Annotated in this window: 15 protein-coding genes and 3 tRNA genes; 10 read left to right on the forward strand and 8 right to left on the reverse strand. The window is 71.8% G+C overall.

The annotated features are described in order from the left end of the window. Positions 1-38: 38 nt before the first annotated feature. Positions 39-1,055 carry a MoxR family ATPase gene (locus AB0I94_RS02865; protein WP_363307566.1) on the forward strand — a complete coding sequence of 339 codons (1,017 nt, stop codon included), beginning with the start codon at positions 39-41 and terminating at the stop codon, positions 1,053-1,055. Next, positions 1,045-5,223: an SAV_2336 N-terminal domain-related protein gene (locus AB0I94_RS02870; protein WP_363307567.1), complete on the forward strand. Its 4,179-nt coding sequence runs from the start codon at positions 1,045-1,047 to the stop codon at positions 5,221-5,223. The genes AB0I94_RS02865 and AB0I94_RS02870 overlap by 11 nt, the downstream gene beginning before the upstream one ends. Positions 5,224-5,236: 13 nt before the next feature. Here AB0I94_RS02870 and AB0I94_RS02875 read toward each other — a convergent pair whose 3' ends face one another. Beyond that, on the reverse strand, positions 5,237-6,499 hold the full coding sequence (locus AB0I94_RS02875; RefSeq protein ID WP_363307754.1) for an MFS transporter: 1,263 nt from the start codon (positions 6,497-6,499) through the stop codon (positions 5,237-5,239). A gap of 251 nt (positions 6,500-6,750) precedes the next feature. On the opposite strand from AB0I94_RS02875, the gene AB0I94_RS02880 reads away from it, so the two are divergent. From AB0I94_RS02880 to AB0I94_RS02890, 3 genes are read left to right on the forward strand one after another with little or no spacing between them, the layout of a single operon-like run. After that, positions 6,751-7,788, forward strand: a complete 1,038-nt coding sequence (locus AB0I94_RS02880) for a rod shape-determining protein (RefSeq protein WP_363307568.1) — start codon at positions 6,751-6,753, stop codon at positions 7,786-7,788. Positions 7,789-7,836: 48 nt separating this feature from the next. After that, positions 7,837-8,103 (forward strand): hypothetical protein, encoded by a 267-nt coding sequence (locus AB0I94_RS02885; protein ID WP_363307569.1) that lies wholly within the window; start codon positions 7,837-7,839, stop codon positions 8,101-8,103. Further along, a complete protein-coding gene (locus AB0I94_RS02890; protein WP_363307570.1) occupies positions 8,100-9,704 on the forward strand; it encodes a GAF domain-containing protein in 1,605 nt (534 codons plus the stop codon). The genes AB0I94_RS02885 and AB0I94_RS02890 overlap by 4 nt, the downstream gene beginning before the upstream one ends. 26 nt (positions 9,705-9,730) lie before the next feature. Here AB0I94_RS02890 and AB0I94_RS02895 read toward each other — a convergent pair whose 3' ends face one another. Further along, on the reverse strand, positions 9,731-9,964 hold the full coding sequence (locus AB0I94_RS02895; protein ID WP_363307571.1) for a hypothetical protein: 234 nt from the start codon (positions 9,962-9,964) through the stop codon (positions 9,731-9,733). Positions 9,965-10,203: 239 nt separating this feature from the next. On the opposite strand from AB0I94_RS02895, the gene AB0I94_RS02900 reads away from it, so the two are divergent. After that, positions 10,204-11,367: an esterase-like activity of phytase family protein gene (locus AB0I94_RS02900; protein ID WP_363307572.1), complete on the forward strand. Its 1,164-nt coding sequence runs from the start codon at positions 10,204-10,206 to the stop codon at positions 11,365-11,367. A gap of 125 nt (positions 11,368-11,492) precedes the next feature. Here the strand turns inward: AB0I94_RS02900 and AB0I94_RS02905 are convergent. The 3 genes from AB0I94_RS02905 to AB0I94_RS02915 all read right to left on the reverse strand — a co-directional run bounded on the left by AB0I94_RS02905 (position 11,493) and on the right by AB0I94_RS02915 (position 11,893). Continuing rightward, positions 11,493-11,566, reverse strand: a tRNA-Ile gene (locus AB0I94_RS02905). A 176-nt stretch (positions 11,567-11,742) separates the two neighbouring features. After that, positions 11,743-11,815: transfer RNA gene (locus AB0I94_RS02910), tRNA-Asn, on the reverse strand. A 5-nt stretch (positions 11,816-11,820) separates the two neighbouring features. Further along, positions 11,821-11,893, reverse strand: a tRNA-Asn gene (locus AB0I94_RS02915). 195 nt (positions 11,894-12,088) lie between these two features. Between AB0I94_RS02915 and AB0I94_RS02920 the strand changes: the two genes are divergently transcribed. The 4 genes from AB0I94_RS02920 to AB0I94_RS02935 all read left to right on the forward strand — a co-directional run bounded on the left by AB0I94_RS02920 (position 12,089) and on the right by AB0I94_RS02935 (position 17,697). Beyond that, positions 12,089-12,391 carry a YtxH domain-containing protein gene (locus AB0I94_RS02920; RefSeq protein ID WP_363307573.1) on the forward strand — a complete coding sequence of 101 codons (303 nt, stop codon included), beginning with the start codon at positions 12,089-12,091 and terminating at the stop codon, positions 12,389-12,391. Positions 12,392-12,454: 63 nt separating this feature from the next. Then, complete coding sequence (locus tag AB0I94_RS02925; protein WP_363307574.1) at positions 12,455-13,894, forward strand: FGGY family carbohydrate kinase; 1,440 nt, start codon at positions 12,455-12,457, stop codon at positions 13,892-13,894. Positions 13,895-14,044: 150 nt separating this feature from the next. Continuing rightward, positions 14,045-15,778: an ABC transporter ATP-binding protein gene (locus tag AB0I94_RS02930; RefSeq protein WP_363307575.1), complete on the forward strand. Its 1,734-nt coding sequence runs from the start codon at positions 14,045-14,047 to the stop codon at positions 15,776-15,778. Then, entirely contained in the window at positions 15,778-17,697 is a 1,920-nt protein-coding gene (locus tag AB0I94_RS02935) for an ABC transporter ATP-binding protein (protein WP_363307576.1), read from the forward strand. The genes AB0I94_RS02930 and AB0I94_RS02935 overlap by 1 nt, the downstream gene beginning before the upstream one ends. A gap of 22 nt (positions 17,698-17,719) precedes the next feature. Here AB0I94_RS02935 and AB0I94_RS02940 read toward each other — a convergent pair whose 3' ends face one another. The 3 genes from AB0I94_RS02940 to AB0I94_RS02950 all read right to left on the reverse strand — a co-directional run bounded on the left by AB0I94_RS02940 (position 17,720) and on the right by AB0I94_RS02950 (position 22,371). Continuing rightward, a complete protein-coding gene (locus AB0I94_RS02940; RefSeq protein WP_363307577.1) occupies positions 17,720-19,042 on the reverse strand; it encodes an RNA polymerase sigma factor in 1,323 nt (440 codons plus the stop codon). Between the two features lie 118 nt (positions 19,043-19,160). Then, positions 19,161-21,065 carry a DNA primase gene (dnaG, locus tag AB0I94_RS02945; protein WP_363307578.1) on the reverse strand — a complete coding sequence of 635 codons (1,905 nt, stop codon included), beginning with the start codon at positions 21,063-21,065 and terminating at the stop codon, positions 19,161-19,163. Positions 21,066-21,108: 43 nt separating this feature from the next. Next, positions 21,109-22,371 carry an FAD-dependent oxidoreductase gene (locus tag AB0I94_RS02950; RefSeq protein ID WP_363307579.1) on the reverse strand — a complete coding sequence of 421 codons (1,263 nt, stop codon included), beginning with the start codon at positions 22,369-22,371 and terminating at the stop codon, positions 21,109-21,111. Positions 22,372-22,433: the final 62 nt, after the last annotated feature.

A 22,433-nucleotide genomic window follows, 5' to 3' on the forward strand; every position in this document is an offset into this window, starting at 1 on the left:
CGACCGCCGCCCGCCCCCGAACACGGAGAACCCCGACCATGTCCCTGTGGCCCGTCTACACCGGCACGAACGAGCCCCACGACGGGATCGCCCAGCTGCCTCCGCCGCCGCCCTGGCGCGCCTTCGACGGCGGCCCGGTCCTCCAGACGCCCACCGACGACGGCTCGGCGACCTCCCCCGACCGCGTGCACCGGGCGCACACGTACCGGGCCACGGAGACCTGCGTCCAACTGGTCAACGCCGCCCTGTACTTGCGACGCCCGCTCCTGGTGACGGGCCCACCGGGCAGCGGCAAGTCGAGCCTCGCGTACGCGGTGGCGAGGGAGTTGCGCCTCGGCCCGGTCCTGCGCTGGAACATCACGAGCCGCAGCGCCCTGCACGACGGCCTCTACCAGTACGACCCGCTGTCGCGGCTGTACGCGGCGGGGCGCGCCCCGAGGGCCAGGGCTTCGCGGGACGGCGCGGGCGTCGAGGACCATCTGCGCCTGGGCCCGCTCGGCACCGCGCTGCTGCCCTACGACCGCCCGCGCGCCCTCCTCATCGACGAGATCGACAAGAGCGACCTCGACCTGCCGAACGACCTGCTGAACATCCTGGAGGAGGGCCAGTACGAGGTCCCCGAGCTGGTACGGATCGCCAAGCACACCCCGAAGGCGGTCCTCCTGGCCGACGGCTCGGACGACCCGGTGACCGTCGAGCGCGGGCGCGTGCGCTGCCGGGCCTTCCCCTTCGTCGTCCTCACCAGCAACGGCGAGCGCGAGTTCCCGCCCGCGTTCCTGCGCCGCTGCGTCACGCTGCGCCTTCGCCAGCCGCGCGACGAACACCTGGAGGAGATCGTCAGGGCCCACCTCGGCGAACCCGACGCCTACGCCCGCACACTCATCGCCCGCTTCCTGGAGCGCGGCACCGGCGGTGAACTCGCCACGGACCAGCTCCTGAACGCGATCTACCTGACCGGCGCGGCGGGCGTCGACGCGGGCTCGCGCGACGAGCTCGCGCGGCAGCTGATGCCGTATCTGACGCAGGCGGCGGATCCGGGCCCCGATGCACTCTGACGCGCCCCGGAGCCGGGGCCCCGTCGCGCGGCTCGCCGATCTCCTCGCGGAGGCGGCCGACGGCTCACGCCCCACCTCCATCGAGCTGGCCGAACTGCTCTGGCTCGCAGGGCAGATGGACGCCGACGAACCACCGTCACGGGAAGCAGCCACCGTCGCGCCGCCGACGGAACGAACACCACCGCCGGTGAACCCGTCGCCGGCCGCGCAACCGGCCGGTCCCGACCCCGCTCCCGCGCCGGACGACCGGGTGCCGCTACGGCTGCCCGCTCGGGCGGCCGGTGGCGCCTCGGCCACCTCCGCCTCTCGCGAGGACCTGCCGGGCGCCGCCGACGCGACGGCGGCGGCCCACCACACCCCGGTCCGCGTCCCCGTGCCCCCGATGGTGACGCACCCCCTCAGCCTGCAACGTGCCCTGCGCCCCCTGAAACGCCGCGTCCCCTCCCCGGTGGGCCAGGTCATCGACGAGGAAGCCACGGCCCACCGCATCGCCCGGCTCGGCGGCCACCCGCGCGGCTGGCTTCCGGTCCTGCGCCCCGCCGACGAGCGCTGGCTGCGCCTGTGCCTGGTGTACGACGCGGGCCCCACGATGCCGATCTGGCGGCCCCTGGTCCGCGAACTCCACGCGGCGCTCGCCCAGTCCGGAATCTTCCGCACGGTGGAGCTGCACCGGGCGGAGCCGGACGGCACGGTCCCGCCCCAGGCCGCCCACGCGCCCGCATCGGGCCGCACGGTCACCCTGGTGATCAGCGACTGCATGGGCCCGCAGTGGCGCGACGGCGCGGCGGGCATCCGCTGGTACCGCACGCTGCGCCGCTGGGCGGCGCGGATGCCGGTGGCCGTGATCCAGCCGCTCCCGGAGCGCCTCTGGCGCACCACGGCTCTGCCCACGACTCCGGGCTCGCTCTCGGCCCCGTTCCCAGCGGCGCCGTCCGCCGCGCTCTCCTTCACTCCGTACGCCGCCTCGGAGGCGGCGCCCGACAGAGCGGTGCCCGTCCCGGTCCTCGAACCCGCCGGGACGTGGCTCGCCCACTGGGCGGCGCTGGTGGCGGACTCGGGCGGGGCGCGGCTGCCGGGTGCGGTGGGGTGGCTGAACCACGGTCCGCCGTCACCGGCCGCCGGTGCCGACGCCACGGACATCACGGACGTCACGGACCTCGCCCCCGAGGACCTCGTGCTCCGCTTCCGCTCCACCGCTTCCCCCGAGGCCTTCCGCCTGGCGGGCCATCTGGCGGTGGGCGAGACGCAGTTGCCGGTGATGCGGCTCGTCCAGGCGGCGGTGGAGAGGCGCCCGCGCCCGCAGCATCTGGCGGAGGTGATCCTGAGCGGGATGCTGGCTTCGGGCGGGGCCGCCGGTGCGTACGAATTCCGCGACGGCGTACGGGAGTTGCTGCTGCGCACGCTGCCGCGTACCGCACGGGGGCGTACGCGAGAGCTGCTTGCCCGGGTCGGCGGGCTGATCGACGAGCGGGCGGGGACGACACCCGGTGAGCTGCGGGCGGTGGCTCCCTCCGGCGGGGGCTCAGGGTCGGCGACACCGCTGGGCGAGCCTTTCGCGACGGTCACCGCGGACAGTGTGCGGCAGCTGGGCGGCGGGCGGGACGCGGGACTTCTCGGTCATCGCTACCGCATGGTGCGGAAGATCGGGCGGAGCGAGAGTGTGTGGCTCGCGGAGAACCAGGACCGGGGCGGGGAGCCCGTGGTGGTGCAGCGCTACCCGCAGGCACCGCAGTGGCTCCGCCTCGGCTTCACACGGGCCGCGCGACGGCTGTCCCGGTTCCGCCATCCGAACGTGGCTCCCGTGCGGGACTACGCCAACGGTGAAGTCCCCTACGTGGTCATGGATTTCATCGAGGGCCGCAATCTGTCGGAGCTCCTGCAGCACCACCCGAAAGGGCTGCCCACCCACCACATTCTCGACCTGATCCCGCCCCTCGCCCTCGCGGTCGGCGCCCTGCACGCCGAAGGCCTGACCCACGGCGCCATCTCCCGCACCTGTGTGCGGCTCCCGCCGGGAGGGAGCGCCGTGCTGTGCGGCTTCACTCTCATCCCCCACAGCGAGGAGAGCGAGGCGTCCGATCTCCGCGCGCTCGGCCGCCTCGTACGCGAGATGTACGCGGGCGTCGACGAGGCCGCGGGGTCGCCGGCCGACGACCTGGCCACCGGGGTGAGCCCAGCGAGCGCATCCGGAACACCCGAGCGCCGCGCCGTCGGGGGCACGCTGCTTTCGGCCGCCAGGGACCTCGAATCGCCCGACCCGGAGCGCCGGCGCCGTGGCCTCCAGCAGCTCACGCAGCTCTCCGCCCCCGGGTCCCGCGAGCGCACGTACTCCCTGCTCGGCCCTCTCCTCGTCGCGCGCGGCGGCCGCCCGCTCGCCACCGGCAGCGGCAGGGAGCAGGCCATGCTCTGCCTGCTGCTGCTCCGGCGCGGCCGTGACGTGCCCATCGACGAGCTGATCGACGGCATGTGGGGTTCGAGCACCGCGCCCGTCAACGCACCCCGTCTCATCGGCGCTTACGCGTCCCGCCTGCGCAACGCGCTCGGCCCGGACTCCGTGCAGGCCGGGAAAGGCACCTACGCGCTGGCCCTCCCGACGGGCCCCGATGTCGTCGACCTGTTCCGCTTCCAGCGGCTCCACGACGACGCCCGGGACGCCCGCTTCGCGGGAGACTTCGTCCGGGCCCGCGAACTGGCCCGCTCCGCCCTGGAACTGTGGCGCGGCAAGCCCCTGGAAGGCGTCCCCGGCCCGGCGGCCCACGCCACCCGCGCCGACATCATGCGTCTGCGGCAGTCCCTGCTCCACACGCGGCTTGAGCTGAACCGGGAGCTCGGCGCGACCGAGCAGGAGCAGTCGGAACTTGACGAGCTGCTCCGCGAGTTCCCGCACACCGAGGACGAGGTGCTCGTCCCCCACGAGGAACTCCCCAGCGACCAGCTCGACGATCTCGGTGTGCACCGGGAGACCGCGGCCGACCAGCCGGTCGCCCCGCCGACCAGCATCACCTTCGAGTACCTGGCCCGCCCGGCGGGACGTCAGGAGGACGTACGGCAGAAACTGGGCCAGGAGATCTCCCACCTGCTCATCCGGGGCGGCATCGGCCCCGACCTGTTCGCGATGCGGGCGGGTCCGCGGGGCTGGGAGGTGGTCGTGGCACCCGAGGTGCACGTCCTGCACGCCCTGACCGCGACGGTCGACGAACTCCCCGCCGCGCTGGACGCCTTCCCCGTGCTGGGGCTCGGGGTCACCCTCACCCACGAGCCGGACCCGACGGTCTCGGCGCCCGCCTTCCCCTCCGGGCTGCGTCATCTGCTCGGGCGTGACAGCAGGCGGGCCGTCGTGATCGTCTCCAGCGACCTGCATGAGCGCCTCCAGCGCTCGGGCCGCCTGCGCGACAGGTTCCAGGCGGTGCCGCAGTCCGACGACTGGTACTGCGAGGTCGCCGCCGGGCCGTCCCCCGACCCGGTGCCCGACGCCGTCGAATCCGTCCTCCTCTGCTTCGACGGAACCCTGGCCCAGCTCTACTCGGCACAGTCCGCCCGCCACGCCGCCAGAGCTCTCACCGCCCTGATCGCCGAGGAGCGCGACCCCGAGGCAGCGCTGGCCGGCACCCCTCTGCTGCCCGAGTCCGGACCGGCCGGCAGCACGGCGGACCGCGTCCACCCCATGGGCGTGCTCCGCGCCTTCGCCCGGCGCGGCACGCTCTCCCGGGAGCTGCACACACGCCTGGAGGAGATCGAGATGCAGGCCGCGCTCACCGCGAAGCCCTCGCCCCACGTCGCGCACCTCCTGCGCACCCTGGCCCGGCCCGAGGAGACCCTTAGGCTGGCCATCGTCACCGACACGTCGCCGCGCGCCGTGACGGCCTACCTGGGGGCCAAGGGGCTGCACCTGCCCGAAGCCGGGATCCACGGCCGCACCTCGGACCTCACCCTCCTCATGCCCGACCCCGACTGCCCGCGCCGCGCGCTGGAGCAGCTCGGCACCCCGGCGGACCGCTGCGTGATGGTCGGTTCCTCACCGGCGGAGGCGGCCGCCGCCCGGAGCCTGCGCATCGCCTTCGTCGGGTACGCGCCGAGCCGCACCGCCCGCGAGCGCCTGGCCGCCGCCGGAGTGCGTACGACGGTGAGCGATCTGTCACGCCTCGTCGGCCTGCTCCACGGCCGGTGAGCCCCCCGGGCCGCTACGCCTCCGGCACCCTCGCGTCGTACCGGGCGAACCTCCGCCACTTGAGGGCCAGCAGCCCCACCGCCACGACGCACGCGACACCGCCCCCGGTGACCGCCACCCCGGGCGACCCCAGGTCGCCCACCGACCCCGCGATGAAGTCCCCGAGCCGGGGCCCGCCCGCGACGACCACGATGAAGACCCCCTGCAGCCGCCCCCGCATCTCGTCCGGCACGGCCGCCTGGAGCATCGTGCTCCGGAACACCATCGAGATGGTGTCCGCACAGCCCGCCAAGGCGAGGAAGAACAGCCCCAGCCACAGGTTCCGCGTCAGGCCGAAGACGGCGATCGCCGCGCCCCACCCGGCCACCGCGAGGAGAATCGCGAGGCCGTGGCGCCTGACACGGCCCAGCCACCCGGAGAACACCGCGCCGAGCAGCGCTCCCACCGCGGGCGCCGCGACCAGCAGGCCCACCGTCTTCGCGTCGCCCCCGAACCACACCACCGCCACCGCGGGGAACAGCGCCCGCGGGTGCGCGAGCACCATCGCGCACATGTCCGTGAAGAAGGTCATCCGCAGGTTCGGCCGCGTCGCGAGGAACCGCAGGCCGTCGAGGACCGAGGCCCGCTTCCTGCGCACCCCTTCCTCCGCGCCCTCCGGCCGCATCGCCGGCAGCCGCCACATCGCGTACAGCGCCGCGCTGAAGGCCACCGCGTCCACGGTGTACGCCGCCTGGTATCCCCACAGGCCGACGATGAGGCCGCCCAGCATGGGGCCGAGCATCGTGCCCCCTGTCGTCGTGACCGACGAGAGCGCGTTGGCCGCGGGCAACTGTTCCGCCGGAAGGAGCCGCGGGATCATCGAGGATCGCGCCGGCGAGTTCAGCGCCCCGCAGACCGCCTGCAGCGCGACCACGGAGTACAGGAACCACACGTGGTGGAAGCCCAGAGACGCGCCCGCGGCCAGCGCGACCGAGAGCCCGCACGAGCCGAGCGACGAGTAGAGGCCCAGCTTCCGCCGGTCCACGGTGTCCGCGATGGCGCCCCCGTACAGGCCGAACACGACGAGCGGGACCAGCGAGAAGAGCCCCACCAGACCGACCGAGAAGCTGGAGTGCGTGATGTCGTAGACCTGGAGGGAGACCGCGAGCGCGGTCATCGCCTGGCCGATCCAGGAGATCGTGTTGCCGACCCAGAGCCTGCGGTAGTCGACGGACGTGCGCAAAGGCGTCAGATCGGCGAGTATCCGCCTCCTCCCGACGGGCCCCCGAGGCTCCACCGGTGGCGGGGACAGCGGGGGGCTGCTGTCGGCTTCGGGTATGCGGGGGCCGTCGGCCTCGTCTTCCTCCGGGGGCGTTTGCGTCACACGGGATGCTAACCGTGCCCGCCGACGACGCGACCAAGACCACCCGTGCGGCGGCGCCCCGCCCGGCTCATCCCAACGCGCGCGCCGCCCGCGGCCACCGCACGATGCGAGACAAGGCCGTCGTCCGACGGTCCGTACGGTCTGCGCTCTCGGGAGGATCTGCCATGACCGTCAGTCTGGAGCAGTTGCGCCGCTGCCACATCGCCGTCGACCTGGGTGCCGCGAGGACCCGGGTGTTCGTGAAGGGCGTGGGCCTCGTCGTCGACGAGCCCAGCGCCGCCGCCGTGAACACGCGGACGGGCGCGCTCATCGCGGTCGGTCAGTTCGCCGAGCAGATGACGGGGCGGACGCCGGGATACATCCGGGTCGTGCGGCCGGTCTCCGGCGGCACCGTCGTCGACATCGAGATGGCCCAGCGCATGCTGCGCCACCTCCTCGGCGAGAAGCTGCGCCGCACCCTGCGCCGCAAGCCGCGCCTGCGCGCCGCCGCCTGCACACCGCACGACGCGGACCCGCTGGCCCAGCGCGCCGCCGTCGAGACGATGGTCGGGCTCGGGGCACGCAGGGTCGAGCTTGTGGACACCCTCATCGCGGCCGCGGTCGGCTGCGGGCTGCCCGTGGAGCAGCCGGAAGCGACCATGATCCTGGTGTGCGGGGCCGCGACCACGCAGGTCGCGGTGTTGTCCCTCGGGTCGATCGTCACGGCCCAGCGGATCCCGGTCGGCGGCGAGGCCATCGACCGCGCGATCGTCCAGCACCTGCGCCAGCACCACGAACTGGTGCTGCCCAGCCAGTCGGTACGCCCCCTCCAGCTCGCCCTGCGCGGCAACGGCCTCACCCCGAACGGGCCGGAGTCGACCGAGATCCACGGCCGTGACGTCGCCACGGGCCTGGCCCGGTCGGTGCACGTGGACACCGCCGCCGTCCGCGAGGCGATCCACACCCCGCTCACCGCCGTACTCGACGGCATCGGCAAGGTGCTGCGGGACTGCCCGCCCGACCTGGTGGCCGACCTGGCCGATCGCGGGATCAGGATGGTCGGCGGCAGCGCGCTGCTCCCGGGCCTCGACCAGATGCTGCGGGACGCGACGGGGATGCCGGTACAGATCGCCGAACGGCCCGACGTGTGCGCCGTGCTCGGGCTCGGCGCGATGCTGGAGGGCAAGATCCAGCCCCTGGACCTCAGCCCGCTCTCCCGCTGATCCCGGGCCTCCCCCGCCGATCCCAGCGCCCCGCGGAAGAGTGCCAGAATGTCGATGACCGTGCAGCTGGTCGGCTCCGCGATGATCCTGCTCGCCTTCGTCCTGGCCCAGGCGGGCAGGCTCGGTACGGACACCTGGCCCTACCTCTGGCTGAACTTCGTCGGGTCCGGGCTCACCGCGGGCGATGCCTTCCATGAACGGCAGTGGGGTTTTCTGCTTCTGGAGGGGGCGTGGATGGTGGTCTCGTTGCTGAGCCTGGTCAAGAAGGCGCGCGGCGGCGGGGCGGGGCCGGACGCGAGCGGCGCCGCGCGATGAACGGCCACGGCCTGCCGCTCTCCCTCGTGCCCCTCCTGGACGCGGTGCTCGGCGTCGGCTCGGACCTCGAACTGCACACCACGCTCCAGCACATCGTGGAGAGCGCGACCGAGCTGACCGGCGCCCGCTACGGCGCGCTCGGCGTCATCGACCCCGGCCACGGCAAGCTGACCGATCTGTTCACGGCGGGCCTGACGCCGGCCGAGCGGGAGCGCATCGGCCCTCTCCCCGACGGCCACTCGGGCCTCATCGGCACCCTGATCCGCGAGCCGAAGCCGCTTCTCCTGGACGACCTGACGTCGGACCCCCGCTCGTGCGGCGTACCGCCGGAGCACCCGGAGATGCACAGCTTCCTGGGCGTTCCCGTGCACGTCCACGACGAGGCGTTCGGCAATCTCTACCTCACCGAGAAGCGCGACGGCCGCTTCACGGAGGAGGACCTGCAACTGCTCCGTGTCCTCGCGAGCCAGGCGGGCATCGCGATCGGCAACGCCCGCCTGTACGAGGCGGCGAGGCAGCGCGAGCGGTGGATCGACGGCGCGGCCGCGGTCACCACGGCCCTGCTGACCGGCGAACCGGCGGCCGACGCGCTGATGAAGGTCGCCGAGCAGGCCCGCATCCTGGCGAGCGCCTCCGCGGGGGTGGTCCTGCAGCCCACGGACCAGGGCGGCATGCGGATCGTCGCGGCGGCCACGGAGGAGGACGACGGCGTCACGCAGCCGAGCGAGGCCGCCGAGGCCCACTCTCACGCCCTCCAGGACGACCTCATCGGCACGACCATCGAGCCCGGCAGCGCGGTTCTCGAACAACTCCTGGGGGGTGAGCCGGTGTTCGTCGAGGACTCCGCGACCGACCCCCGGATGACCACGCACGTACGGACCAACTTCGGGCCCAGCATGATGCTGCCGCTCCAGGCGGGCGGCCGGCTCATCGGGACGCTCGCGCTGCCCCGCCGCAGGGGCGAGCGCGCCTACACCTCCGTGGAGCGGCTCCTCGCCACCCAGTTCGCCTCACAGGCCGCGCTGGCCCTCGTCCTGGCGGACGCCCAGCAGAGCAGGCAGCGCCTCGCGGTGTTCGAGGACCGCGACCGCATCGCCCGGGACCTGCACGACCTCGTCGTCCAGCGGCTCTTCGCGACGGGCATGATGCTGGAGTCGACCCGTCGCAGGGACACCTCGCCGCAGGTGGAGTCCACCCTCGACCAGGCCGTGGACGAGCTGGAATGCACCATCCAGGAGGTCCGTACGGCGATCTTCGCGCTCCAGCAGCCACCGGCCGACGCCCCGACCACGTTCCGCGGCAAGGTGCTCCGCGAGACGGCGGGCGCGGCAGCCGTGGTCGGCGTGCAGCCTTCGGTGCACTTCACCGGCGCCGTGGACGCCCGCGTCACCGACCCGGCGGCGGGCCACCTGCTGGCAGCCCTGCGCCGCGCCCTGGCCGCCGCGTCGCGCCGCCCCGACGTCACCCGCATCGAGGTGGCGGTGGACGCGCGGGCGACGCTGCCGGACGGCCGGACGGGCGTGCGCCTGACGGTCTACGACGACGGCACGACGGACGGCGTCGGCTCGGGCACGACCACCACCTGGCAGGCCCCGCTCTAGGGTCTCCCCGCACGCCGTACCGGCCCCTACGCCGCTTCGTAGTGGTGCGCTCGTCCACCGGACCACATCACCCACGAGGGATCGTCGAGGAGGCCGTCCGCATCCGGCAGCCCGGCCACCCGCAAGAACTCGACCACGTCCGCGTCCGAGTGCGCGAGGCCGAGGATCCGCCCGCGGACCGTCACTCGCCGGCCGCCGGTGCCCGCGGGCGGATGCACGGCCACGGGAGCGGCGCCCGTGGATCCCGCGTGCGCGCTCAACGCCGCTTCCTCGACTGCATGTACCAGGCCGCGGCCAGCCCGATGACCACCAGGACGATCAATATCTTCATGAGTCCCTGCTGCCCCGGATTCCGGTCCTGAAGCTTTGGGCCGCTGGTCGCAGGGCCGCTGTGGGGCCGCCCGCGCGACGCGCACCGAGAAGGAGGCGGCCGGGCCGTGGGAGGAGTACCCGTGTGGGTGACTGCGGGGCGGGAGTGGGCCGGGCCATGATCACCGGCATGAGTGCCTCCCTGATCTACCGCGCCTGTGCCGCGGCACTGCTCATGACATCCACGCTGGCTCCTACGGCGACTGCCGTCCCCCAACCCGGCGGCCCGGCCGCGGAGTCGGGGGGCACGGTGCAGGCCCGCCTGCTCGGCGAGAAGATCCTTCCGCACAAGCTCGACTTCCAGGACACCACGGTCGGGGGCCTTTCCGGCGTCGACCGCGACCGGTGCACCGGCGAGTACGTGTTCATCAGCGACGACCGCTCCTCCCTCCAGCCCGCCCGCTTCTACACCGCGAAGCTGGACGTCGACGCCGACGGCGTGCACTCCGTCGGCTTCACCGGAACCCGCCCCTTCCGCCAGGCGGACGGGGCGGTCTACCCGTCGCCCGCCGTCGGAGACGGCAAGGCCGTCGACCCGGAGGAGATCCGCGTCGATCCGCGCGACTGCCGTTACTGGTGGGGCCAGGAGGGCGACCGTCCCGCCGTGGCCGGTCCGCCGCTGATCCAGCCGTCCGTCGAGATCTCCGACCCGGACGGCGCCCACCGCGGCCGTCTGCGGCTGCCGGAGAACTACATGTACACGGCGGAGCGCGGACCGCGCCGGAACCAGGCCGTCGAGGCGCTCACCTTCGGTGCCCGGGGCCGGATGGTCACCAGCGCGGTCGAGGGCCCGCTGCTCCAGGACGGCCCGGTGCCGGACCTGACCCACGGCGCGCTCGTCCGCGTCACGCAGCAGACTCGCGGCGGCCGGGTGCTCGGACAGTTCGCGTACCCCATCGAGAAGATCTTCGCCGAATCCGACCCGGACAGCCCGTGGGGCCCCGACACCGGCGTTCCGTCCCTCCTCGCCTTCCCGGACGACCCCGACCGTTATCTCGTGCTCGAACGCACCTGGGTCGCCGGCTCCGGATACAAGATCCGCCTGTACGAGGCCACCACACGGGGCGCCACCGACGTACGCGCGGTGGACTCCCTGGCCGGGCAGCACGTCGCGCCCATGCGCAAGACGCTCGTCGCGGACTTCCACACCCTCGGGCTGTCCACCGTCGACAACACCGAAGGCATGACCTGGGGCCCCGTCCTGCCCTCCGGCGAGCGGTCGCTGATCCTCGTCAGCGACGACAACTTCAGCAAGGAAGCGGTGACACAGATCGTCGCGCTCGCCCTCCGCTGACCGAACCGCGGGGCTGTGGGGTCGTGCCGGCCCCGCAGCTCACCGCGCGTCACTTCAAAGAGAAGGACGGGGGAGGTTTGCGCTGCTGGCACAGGTGGAATCGTTCCTGCGGCCCAGCGCTTCGGTGGGGCGGGTGGGACTCGAACCCACGGCCGACGGATTATGAGTCCGCTGCTCTAACCGGCTGAGCTACCGCCCCTAATGGCGCGTCGCGCACATTTGTGCGCGCCGTCTGCCGCAGCATAGCCGCTCATACGATCTCCTGCTTCGGATGGTCGGCATCGCTCGACCATGAGGACCGCAGTGCTGCCCGCATGGTTCCACCAGGCACGAAAAAGGACCCCTGAGAGGAATCTCAGGGGTCCTTCCTCACAGCTCTCCCGACTGGACTCGAACCAGTAACCTGCCGGTTAACAGCCGGCTGCTCTGCCAATTGAGCTACAGGAGACCGAGCTCCCCCGACTGGACTCGAACCAGTAACCTGCCGGTTAACAGCCGGCTGCTCTGCCAATTGAGCTACAGGGGATCGTCTCGTTGCATCGAACGCAGCTACCTGGGAACTCTCCAGGCGGCGGGCGGTCGCTGCGACACATACATTAGCGCAAGCAGGGGGGTGCTCCGCCAATCGGTATCCCCACCGCCCGCGCAGGGCAACAGACCACGCAGGGCAACAGACGAGCGAACAGACGATCGATGCCGACGCAAGGGAAGGGTGGCAGCCATGCGCTACCGGCTCACATTCGTCGCGGGAGTGGCTCTCGGGTACGTGCTCGGTACCCGGGCAGGCCGCGAGCGCTACGAGAAGCTGAGGAAATCCGCCCGCGAGTTCGCGCAGAACCCGGCGGTGCGCAACACCGTGGAGTCCGCGACCCAGCAGGGCCGCGACGTGGCGGGCAAGGCCTTCCACACCGTGTCCGAGAAGGTCGGCGACCGGGTCCCCGACTCGGTGGCCGACCGGGTGCGGTCGCTGCGCGAGCGCGGGCAGGGCAGTGGCGAGGACGACTGGGGCACCAGTAACACGTAACCGGGGGCGGCTCCTGGGAGCTGGGGTACGGGACACGTCGCGCGGTGCGGCAGAATTCCTGGCATGGGGATAGTCGCAGGGTTGGACAGTTCGCCCGATTTCACGCGCATCGTGGTCTGTGACGCGGACACGGGCGCCGTACTCAAGCAGGGCTACGCCCCGCATCCGACGGAGGGCCCCGATGGAGGCGGCCGTCCGTCGGACGTGGATCCGCAGGCCTGGCTGCTCTCGCTCGGCGAGGCGGCGGGCGGCGGGCTGCTCGAAGGCGTACAGGCCATCGGCGTCTCCGCGCAGCAGAATGCGGTCGTCCCCCTGGATCAGCACGGCAACACCGTGCGGCCCGCGCTCGTCGGCAACGACCGGCGGGCGCAGGTCGCCGCCGCCGACCTGATCGACGGGCTCGGCAGCCGCGAGGCCTGGGCGCAGGCCGTCGGATGCGTCCCGCAGGCGGCGCACCCCGTGACGAAGCTGCGCTGGCTCGCGAAGAACGAACCGGAGGCGGCCCAGCGCGTCGCCTCCCTCATGCAGGCGCACGACTGGCTGGTGTGGCAGCTGCTCGGGCGGCCCGCGCGGCGCACGAGCGACCGGGGCGGGGCCTCCGGGACCGGCTACTGGTCGGCGGCGACGGGTGCGTACCGCCCCGATCTCGTGGAGCTCGCGCTCGGCCACCAGGCGATGCTGCCCGAGGTGATCGGACCCGCCGAGGCGGCGGGAACGACGCCCGAGGGGCTGCTGATCTCGGCGGGGACCGGCGAGACGATGGCGGCGGCGTTCGGGCTCGGGGTCCAGCAGGGCGACGCGGTCGTCTCACTGGGGGCTTCGGGGTCCGTGATGGCCGTACACCACGAGGCCCTGGTCGACGCGAGCGGGACGATCACCTCGCTCGCGGACGCCACCGGCCTGCATCTGCCGGTGGTGCACACGCTGAACGCCGTGCGGGTGCTGCGCGGCGCGGCCGAGATGCTGGGGGTGCCCGATCTTGAGGGGCTCTCGGAGCTGGCCATGAAGTCGACGCCTGGTGCGCACGGGCTTGTGCTCCTGCCGTATCTGGAGGGCGAGAAGACGCCGAATCTGCCGCACGCGGCGGGCACCCTGACCGGGCTGCGGCGTGAGTCGATGCGGCCGGAGCATCTGGCGCGGGCGGCTTTCGAGGGCATGCTGTGCGGGCTCGGGGACGCGCTCGACGTGCTGCGCAGGCGGGGCGTGGAGGTGCGCCGGGTCTTCCTGCTCGGTGCGGCGGCCGAGCTGCCGGCGGTGCAGGCCGCGGCGCCGATGCTGTTCGGTACGCAGGTCGTGGTGCCGCAGCCCGCGGACTACGCGGCGATCGGTGCGGCGCGGCAGGCGGCCTGGGCGCTGAACGGTCAACTGCCTTACTGGCAGGGGGCGTCCGCGCAGGTCTTCGAGCCCGGCGAGGAGCAGGCCGTGGGCCAGGCGGTGTGCCAGCAGTACCGGACGGTACGGGAGCAGTCCCATCCCGGGGCGTTCGAAGCGAGCGGGTTCTAGAGAGCGCCGCACGGAGCGCGCCCCACTTATTGACCCAGACCAACTTTTTACCGGGTCATCGCTTAATTGGTTGCACGCGCCCCGGTGCGGTATCGGAGTATGGGGGGCGACCTCGCCGTAACCCCCGCCCACGCCTCTCGAAGAGACTCCGTGCTCATACGACTCCTGCGGGCCCACTTGGGCCCGTACAAGAAGCCCATCGGCCTGCTGGTGCTGCTGCAGTTCCTGCAGACGTGCGCCTCGCTCTATCTGCCCACGCTCAACGCCGACATCATCGACGAGGGTGTCGTGAAGGGCGACACGGGCTACATCCTGTCGTTCGGCGGCCTCATGGTCGCCGTCACGGTCGCCCAGGTGATCTGCAACGTGGGCGCCGTCTACTACGGCGCCCGCACCGCGTCCGCGCTCGGCCGCGACGTCCGGGCCGCCGTCTTCGACCGCGTGCAGTCGTTCTCCGCCAGGGAGTTGGGACAGTTCGGCGCTCCGTCGCTGATCACCCGGACCACGAACGACGTCCAGCAGGTGCAGATGCTGGTCCTCATGTCGTTCACGCTGATGGTGTCGGCGCCGATCATGTGCGTCGGCGGCATCATCATGGCCCTCGGACTCGACGTACCGCTCTCGGGTGTCCTGATCGCGGTCGTGCCCGCCCTCGCGATCTGCGTGAGCCTGATCGTGAAGCGGCTCCGCCCGCTCTTCCGCACCATGCAGGTGCGTCTGGACACCGTGAACCGCGTGCTGCGCGAGCAGATCACCGGCAACCGCGTCATCCGCGCCTTCGTCCGCGACGAGTACGAGAAGGACCGCTTCCGGAAGGCCAACACTGAGCTGACCGACGTGTCGGTCGGCACCGGCAAGCTGCTCGCGCTGATGTTTCCGATCGTGATGACCGTCGTGAACATCTCCTCGATCGCCGTGGTGTGGTTCGGCGCGCATCGCATCGACAGCGGCGGCATGCAGATCGGGGCGCTCACCGCGTTCCTCGCGTACCTCATGCAGATCGTGATGTCCGTGATGATGGCCACCTTCATGTTCATGATGGTGCCGCGCGCCGAGGTCTGCGCCGAGCGCATCGAGGAGGTCCTGGACACCGAGAGCAGCGTGGTGCCCCCGGCCTCCCCCGTACGGGAGTTGCGGCGCCACGGTCACCTGGAGATCCGCGACGCGGGCTTCCGCTACCCCGGTGCCGAGGAGCCCGTCCTGAAGGCCGTCGACCTGGTCGCGCGGCCCGGCGAGACGACCGCCGTGATCGGGTCGACCGGCAGCGGCAAGTCGACTCTGCTCAGCCTCGTGCCGAGGCTCATCGACACCACCGAGGGCGAGGTCCTGGTGGACGACGTGCCCGTGCACACCATCGAGCCCGCGCTGCTCGCCAGGACCGTGGGCCTGGTGCCGCAGAAGCCGTACCTCTTCGCCGGCACGGTCGCCACCAACCTCCGCTACGGAAACCCGGACGCGACCGACGAGGAGCTCTGGCACGCGCTCGAAGTCGCCCAGGCCAAGGGGTTCGTCGAAGGCCTGGAGGAGGGCCTGAACGCGCCCGTCTCCCAGGGCGGCACGAACGTCTCCGGCGGCCAGCGCCAGCGCCTCGCGATCGCGCGGACCCTGGTGCAGCGTCCCGAGATCTATCTCTTCGACGACTCCTTCTCGGCCCTGGACTACGCCACGGACGCCGCCCTGCGGGCCGCGCTCGGCCGTGAGACTGCCGAGGCGACCGTCGTGATCGTCGCCCAGCGCGTGTCGACGATCCGTGACGCCGACCGCATCATCGTCCTCGACGAGGGCCGGGTCGTGGGGACGGGCAGCCACCACGAGCTCATGGCCGGCAATGAGACCTACCGGGAGATCGTGCTCTCCCAGCTCACGGAAGCGGAGGCCGCGTAATGGCCGGTCCGGGCGGACAGATGATGGGGCCGGACTCCCGGTCGATGGATTTCAAGGGTTCCGGCAGACGGCTCCTCGCAGAGTTCAAGCCGGAGCGCACCACGATGTACGGGATGGTCGCCGCCGTTGTGCTCAGCGTGGCGCTCACCGTGCTCGGCCCGAAGATTCTCGGCAAGGCGACCGACCTGCTCTTCGCGGGCATCGTCGGCCGTGACATGCAGGGCGGCGTCACCAAGGACCAGGCCATCGAGAGCCTGCGCGACAGGGGCGACGGCGGCATGGCCGACATGCTTTCCGGGGTCGACTTCACGCCGGGCAAGGGCATCGACTTCGACGCGGTGGGCGAGGTGCTGCTGCTCGCGCTCGGCGTGTTCCTGATCGCGGGTCTGCTGATGGCGGTGGCGACGCGGCTGGCCAACCACGCCATCAACAGGACCGTCTTCCGGATGCGCGGCGACGTCCAGGAGAAGCTGTCACGGCTCCCGCTCGCGTACTTCGACAAGCGGCAGCGCGGCGAGGTGCTCAGCCGGGCGACGAACGACCTCGACAACATCGGCCAGACCCTCCAGCAGACCATGGGCCAGCTGGTGAACTCGACTCTCACCATCATCGGCGTACTGGTGATGATGTTCTACGTCTCTCCGCTGCTCGCCCTGGTGGCGCTGGTCACCGTGCCGCTGTCGTTCTACGTGGCGACGAAGGTCGGCAAGCGGTCGCAGCCGCAGTTCGTGCAGCAGTGGAAGTCCACCGGCAAGCTCAACGCGCACATCGAGGAGATGTACACCGGGCACAACCTGGTGAAGGTCTTCGGGCGCCAGGAGGAGTCGGCGAAGGCCTTCGCCGAGCAGAACGACGCGCTGTACGAGGCCGGGTTCAAGGCACAGTTCAACAGCGGGGTCATGCAACCGCTGATGTTCTTCATGTCGAACCTCAACTACGTGCTCGTGGCCGTGGTGGGTGGCCTGCGGGTCGCGTCCGGGGCGCTGTCGATCGGCGACGTGCAGGCCTTCATCCAGTACTCGCGGCAGTTCTCGATGCCGCTCACGCAGGTCGCCTCGATGGCGAACCTGGTGCAGTCCGGTGTCGCCTCCGCCGAGCGGGTCTTCGAGCTGCTCGACGCCGAGGAGCAGGAGGCCGACCCGGCGGCGGGGATGCGTCCCGAACAGCTGCGCGGCCGGGTCGAGATGGAGCAGGTGTCCTTCCGCTACGAGAAGGACAAGCCGCTCATCGAGGACCTGTCCCTGAAGGTCGAGCCGGGCCACACGGTGGCGATCGTCGGTCCCACCGGCGCGGGCAAGACCACGCTGGTCAATCTCCTCATGCGGTTCTACGAGGTCACCGGCGGGCGCATCACGCTGGACGGGGTCGACATCGCGAAGATGTCGCGTGACGAACTGCGGTCCGGCATCGGCATGGTGCTCCAGGACACCTGGCTGTTCGGCGGCACCATCGCGGAGAACATCGCGTACGGGGCGGCCAAGGACGTCACGCGCGAGGAGATCGAGGAAGCGGCGCGGGCGGCCCACGCCGACCGTTTCTGCCGCACGCTGCCCGACGGCTACGACACGGTGATCGACGACGAGGGCACGGGGGTGAGCGCGGGCGAGAAGCAGCTGATCACGATCGCGCGGGCGTTCCTGTCCGACCCGGTGATCCTGGTGCTCGACGAGGCGACCAGCTCGGTCGACACCCGTACGGAGGTGCTCATCCAGAAGGCGATGGCGCGGCTCGCCCATGGGCGGACCTCGTTCGTCATCGCGCACCGGCTGTCCACGATCCGCGACGCGGACACCATCCTGGTCATGGAGAACGGGTCGATCGTGGAGCAGGGCACGCATGACGTCCTGCTGGCCGCGGAGGGCGCGTACGCGCGTCTGTACGCGGCTCAGTTCGCGCAGGCCGTGGCCGAGGTCGACTAGTCCGCTCAGTCGAGTGGTCAGCTCAGTCGAGATAGCCGCGCAGCTGGTCCGCGAAGGCGTGGTCCCGCAGCTTGTTGAGGGTCTTGGACTCGATCTGGCGGATGCGTTCGCGTGTCACGCCGAAGATCCGTCCTATCTCCTCCAGGGTGCGGGGCCTGCCGTCCACGAGGCCGTAACGCAGCTGGACCACCTTGCGTTCACGCTCGCCGAGCGTGGACAGGACCGCCTCCAGGTGCTCGCGAAGGAGGAGGAAGGCCGCCGACTCGACGGGGCTCGTCGCGTCGCCGTCCTCGATGAGGTCGCCGAGCGCGACGTCGTCCTCCTCGCCCACGGGCGCGTGCAGCGACACCGGCTCCTGGGCCAGGCGCAGCACCTCGCTGACCCGCTCGTGCGGCAGGTCGAGGTGGGCGCCGACCTCCTCGGGGGTCGGTTCGTACCCCCGCTCCTGGAGCATCCGGCGCTGGACGCGGACGACGCGGTTGATGAGCTCCACGACATGCACGGGGACGCGGATGGTGCGGGCCTGGTCGGCGAGGGCCCGCGACATCGCCTGGCGGATCCACCAGGTCGCGTACGTGGAGAACTTGTAGCCGCGGGCGTAGTCGAACTTCTCGACCGCCCTGATCAGGCCCAGGTTCCCCTCCTGGACGAGGTCGAGCATGGTCAGTCCGCGCCCCACGTACCGCTTGGCGACGGAGACGACCAGGCGGAGGTTGGCCTCGATCAGGCGGCGCTTGGCCATCCGGCCCATGACGACCAACTTGTCGAGGTCGAGGGCGAGTTGCGAGTCCAGGTCGGTGGCCAGGCGCAGCTTCTCCTCGGCGAACAGGCCGGCCTCGACGCCGCGCGCCAGTTCCACTTCCTCCGCCGCCGTGAGCAGGGGTATCCGGCCGATCTCGCGCAGGTACTGCCGGAACAGGTCGGAGGAGGGGCCGCCGGTGTCGGCGCGACCGCGGGGGGCGGGCGGCAGGGGCAGCTCACCGCTGTCCGGTTCGAGCGCCTCCGGGGCTTCCGGGGGCTCGGGGGCCGTCTGGACACCGGGGCTGTCGGGACCGGTCTCCGGGTGCCGTGCGGCGCGGCCCTGCTGCGGCACGGCCGCGATGACGTCCGTATCCGCCACTGCCTCCGCTTTCGCGGCAACGGCGGTCTCGCTCTGGCCGAGGGTCTGGGTCTGCACGGGGGCGACCTCCATGATGATCGCTGCTGAGGCGTGCGGCAGCGGTACAGCGGGATCGGCTTCCACGGCCTCGCCGCTGTCCGTCCCGAACACGATGTGTGGAATCGCGGGTGTACCGGATCCGCATCCGCTGTCTGCGGACCGGCCGCGCTCCGAGGACTCAGGCACCGCACCCCAGTGTGGGGTACGACACACGGCCGCCACGAGGGGCGTGCGGTGACTTTCTGAGTCCGGTGCGTGACCGCGTGGTTACCCGACGGGTATCCAGTCGGGCGCCGTCCGAACCTCAGAGCGCGTCGGCGCCCCGCTCGCGCAGCGCCTGCGCGTACTGCTGGAGGATCCACAACTCGTTCTGGACCGCCGCGAGTCGTGCGGGGTCGCCCTGTGCGCTCAGGCGGGTGAGGCTGCCCTGGACGTCGCGGATGCGGCGGTCGACGGCGCGCAGCCGGACCTGGACGAGCTGGATGCCCGCGTAGATCTCGTCCACCTGCTTGCGCAGGATCGCCTCGACGGCCAGTTCGGTGACCATGGCGCGGACCGTGTCGTCCGGCGCCGCGTCCAGGACGCGGGCGAGGTAGGTCTGCGGTTCGGGGATGCCCGCCTCGGCGCCGCCCGCCTCCTCCACGCACTGGCGCACCGCCGCGTACGGCGGCGCGGTGAACTCGTCCACGCCGTACGCGTCGAAGGCCGGGGAGACCAGCTCCGGGCGCTGCAGGGCCAGTTTGAGCAGCTCGCGCTCGGTGCGGTGGGCGGGGCTGCGCAGCGTGAGCGCGGGGCCGAAGGAAGAGGACGGCGACGCCGCGTACTGCTGGTTGTGGGACGGGCGCCGCTCCTGCGGGGCCGGGCCCCTGCCGCCCCGGTCGCGGGCCCAACGCGCGAGCTGGGCCACGCGCTTGACCACGAACTGGGTGTCCAGGATGCCGAGCATCCCGGCGAGCTGGACGGCCACCTCGTGCTGCGCGCCGCTGTTCTTGATGCGGGCCACGACCGGCGCTGCCTCGTCCAGGGCCGCGGCGCGGCCCGCGGGGGTCTCCAGGTCGTACCGCGCGACGATCTGGCGCAGCGCGAACTCGAAGAGCGGGGTGCGGGGTTCGACGAGGTCGGCGACCGCTCCGTCCCCCTTGGCCAGGCGCAGCTCGCAGGGGTCCATGCCATCGGGCGCGATGGCGATGTACGTCTCGGCGGCGAACTTCTGGTCGTCCTCGAAGGCGCGCAGGGCGGCCTTCTGGCCTGCCGCGTCACCGTCGAAGGTGAAGATCACCCGCGCCGAGCCGTTGTCCATCAGGAGGCGGCGCAGGATCTTGATGTGGTCGCCGCCGAAGGCGGTGCCGCAGGTCGCGATGGCCGTGGTGACACCGGCGAGGTGGCAGGCCATGACGTCCGTGTATCCCTCGACGACGACCGCGCGGGAGGTCTTGGCGATCTCCTTCTTGGCCAGGTCGACCCCGTAGAGCACCTGGCCCTTCTTGTAGATCGGCGTCTCGGGGGTGTTGAGATACTTGGGGCCGTTGTCGTCGTCGCGCAGCTTGCGCGCGCCGAAACCGACGACCTCGCCGCTGATGTCGCGGATCGGCCACATCAGACGGCCGCGGAAGCGGTCGATGGGGCCGCGGCGGCCCTCCTGGGAGATGCCGGAGAGGGTGAGCTCCTTGTCGGTGAAGCCCTTGCCGCGCAGGAACCGCGTGAGGTGGTCCCAGCCCGCGGGGCTGTAGCCGACGCCGAAGTGCGCCGCGGCGGACTGGTCGAAGCCGCGCTCGGCCAGGAACTTCCGGCCGATCTCGGCCTCGGGGCTCTCCAGCTGGTCGACGTAGAACTGCGCGGCGATCTTGTGGGCCTCGACGAGACGGATGCGCTCGCCGCGCTGGTTCGAGGGGTTGTACCCGCCCTCCTCGTACCGCAGCGTGATGCCCGCCTGGGCGGCGAGGCGCTCGACCGTCTCCGAGAAGGTGAGGTGGTCGATCTTCATCACGAAGGCGATCGTGTCGCCGCCTTCCTGGCAGCCGAAGCAGTGGAAGAGACCCTTGCTGGGGCTGACCTGGAAGGACGGTGACTTCTCGTCGTGGAAGGGGCACAGGCCCTTGAGGTTGCCTCCGCCCGCGTTCCGCAGCTGGAGGTAGTCGGAGACCACGGCGTCGATCGGGACCGCGTCCCGAACCGCCTTCACGTCCTCGTCATTGATCCTGCCTGCCACGTAGGAATACTACGGCCCTGCTGTGACACTCCCGCCCGGCCCGTCACCCGAGCAGCGACTCCAGGGGGACGGACGGGTCGGAGAGGGACTCGGCGGGCGGCCGGGCGCCCGTGCGGATCAGCCTCTGAATGGGGTCCGTGACGTCCCACACATTCACGTTCATCCCGGCGAGGACCCGGCCCTCGCTCAGCCAGAAGGCGACGAACTCCCGCTTCCCCGTATCGCCTCGGACCACGACCTGGTCGTACGTACCCGGCGGCGCCCACCCCGAGTACTCCAGGCCCACGTCGTACTGGTCCGAGAAGAAGTAGGGCACGCGGTCGTACGTCACGTCCTGGCCGAGCATCGCGCGGGCCGCGGCCGGTCCGCCGTTGAGGGCGTTCGCCCAGTGCTCCACGCGCAGACTCGTGCCGAAGAGCGGGTGGCGGACGGCGGCCACGTCGCCCGCCGCGAAGATGTCCGGGTCCGAGGTCCGCAGGGAGGCGTCGACCACGACGCCGCCGCCGTGCGCGCGGTCGGCGATCTCCAGGCCGGCCGACTCGGCGAGCGCGGTGCGCGGGGCGGCGCCGATCGCGGCGAGCACGTCGTGCGCCGGGTGCTCCTCTCCGTCGTCCGTACGGGCGGCGAGCACCAGGCCGTCCTCACCGGCGATCTCGGTGAGCGTGGCGCCGAAGTGGAAGCGCACGCCGTGCTCGGCGTGCAGGTCGGTGAACATCTGGCCGACCTCGGGGCCGAGGACCGCGTGCAGCGGGGTGGGCTGCGGCTCGACGACGGTGACCTCCGCGCCGTACGTCCGCGCGGCGGCGGCGACCTCCAGGCCGATCCAGCCGGCCCCGGCGATCACCAGGTGGCCGTTGTCACGGCCGAGACCGGCCAGAACCTGACGCAGCCGGTCGGCGTGCGCGAGGCGGCGCAGGTGGTGCACGCCGACCAGGCCGGTGCCGGGGACGTCGAGACGGCGCGGCTCCGCGCCCGTGGCCAGGAGGAGCTTGTCGTAGTGGATGACGGCCCGGTCACCGAGGCGGACGGCCTTGGCCGCGCGGTCGATGGAGACGACGGTCTGGCCGAGATGCAGCTCCACGTCCGACTGCGCGTACCAGGAGGGTTCGTGGACGAAGACGCTGTCGCGCTCCTCCTTGCCCAGGAGATATCCCTTCGACAGGGGCGGGCGCTCGTACGGGTGGTCGCGTTCGTCGCCGATGAGGATCACCCGGCCGGTGAAGCCCTCGGACCGGAGTGTCTCGGCCGCTTTCGCGCCCGCGAGACCTCCTCCGACAATGACGAACGTCTGATCCGCGTCGACCACTTGATGCCTCCTCAAAGCCTTGCCGTCAGGGGAGCGTCCCGCACGGAGCGTGATGCGGGAAG

Source organism: Streptomyces sp. NPDC050147, from assembly GCF_040660195.1.
Lineage (GTDB): Bacteria > Actinomycetota > Actinomycetes > Streptomycetales > Streptomycetaceae > Streptomyces.

What these genes read in the sequence shown, in the direction of transcription:
- AB0I94_RS02885 (WP_363307569.1), top strand. Translation starts at nt 7,837, where the DNA reads ATGTCGATGACCGTGCAGCTGGTCGGCTCCGCGATGATCCTGCTCGCC.
- AB0I94_RS02925 (WP_363307574.1), top strand. Translation starts at nt 12,455, where the DNA reads ATGGGGATAGTCGCAGGGTTGGACAGTTCGCCCGATTTCACGCGCATC.
- AB0I94_RS02935 (WP_363307576.1), top strand. Translation starts at nt 15,778, where the DNA reads ATGGCCGGTCCGGGCGGACAGATGATGGGGCCGGACTCCCGGTCGATG.
- AB0I94_RS02890 (WP_363307570.1), top strand. Translation starts at nt 8,100, where the DNA reads ATGAACGGCCACGGCCTGCCGCTCTCCCTCGTGCCCCTCCTGGACGCG.
- AB0I94_RS02865 (WP_363307566.1), top strand. Translation starts at nt 39, where the DNA reads ATGTCCCTGTGGCCCGTCTACACCGGCACGAACGAGCCCCACGACGGG.
- AB0I94_RS02870 (WP_363307567.1), top strand. Translation starts at nt 1,045, where the DNA reads ATGCACTCTGACGCGCCCCGGAGCCGGGGCCCCGTCGCGCGGCTCGCC.
- AB0I94_RS02880 (WP_363307568.1), top strand. Translation starts at nt 6,751, where the DNA reads ATGACCGTCAGTCTGGAGCAGTTGCGCCGCTGCCACATCGCCGTCGAC.
- AB0I94_RS02900 (WP_363307572.1), top strand. Translation starts at nt 10,204, where the DNA reads ATGAGTGCCTCCCTGATCTACCGCGCCTGTGCCGCGGCACTGCTCATG.
- AB0I94_RS02920 (WP_363307573.1), top strand. Translation starts at nt 12,089, where the DNA reads ATGCGCTACCGGCTCACATTCGTCGCGGGAGTGGCTCTCGGGTACGTG.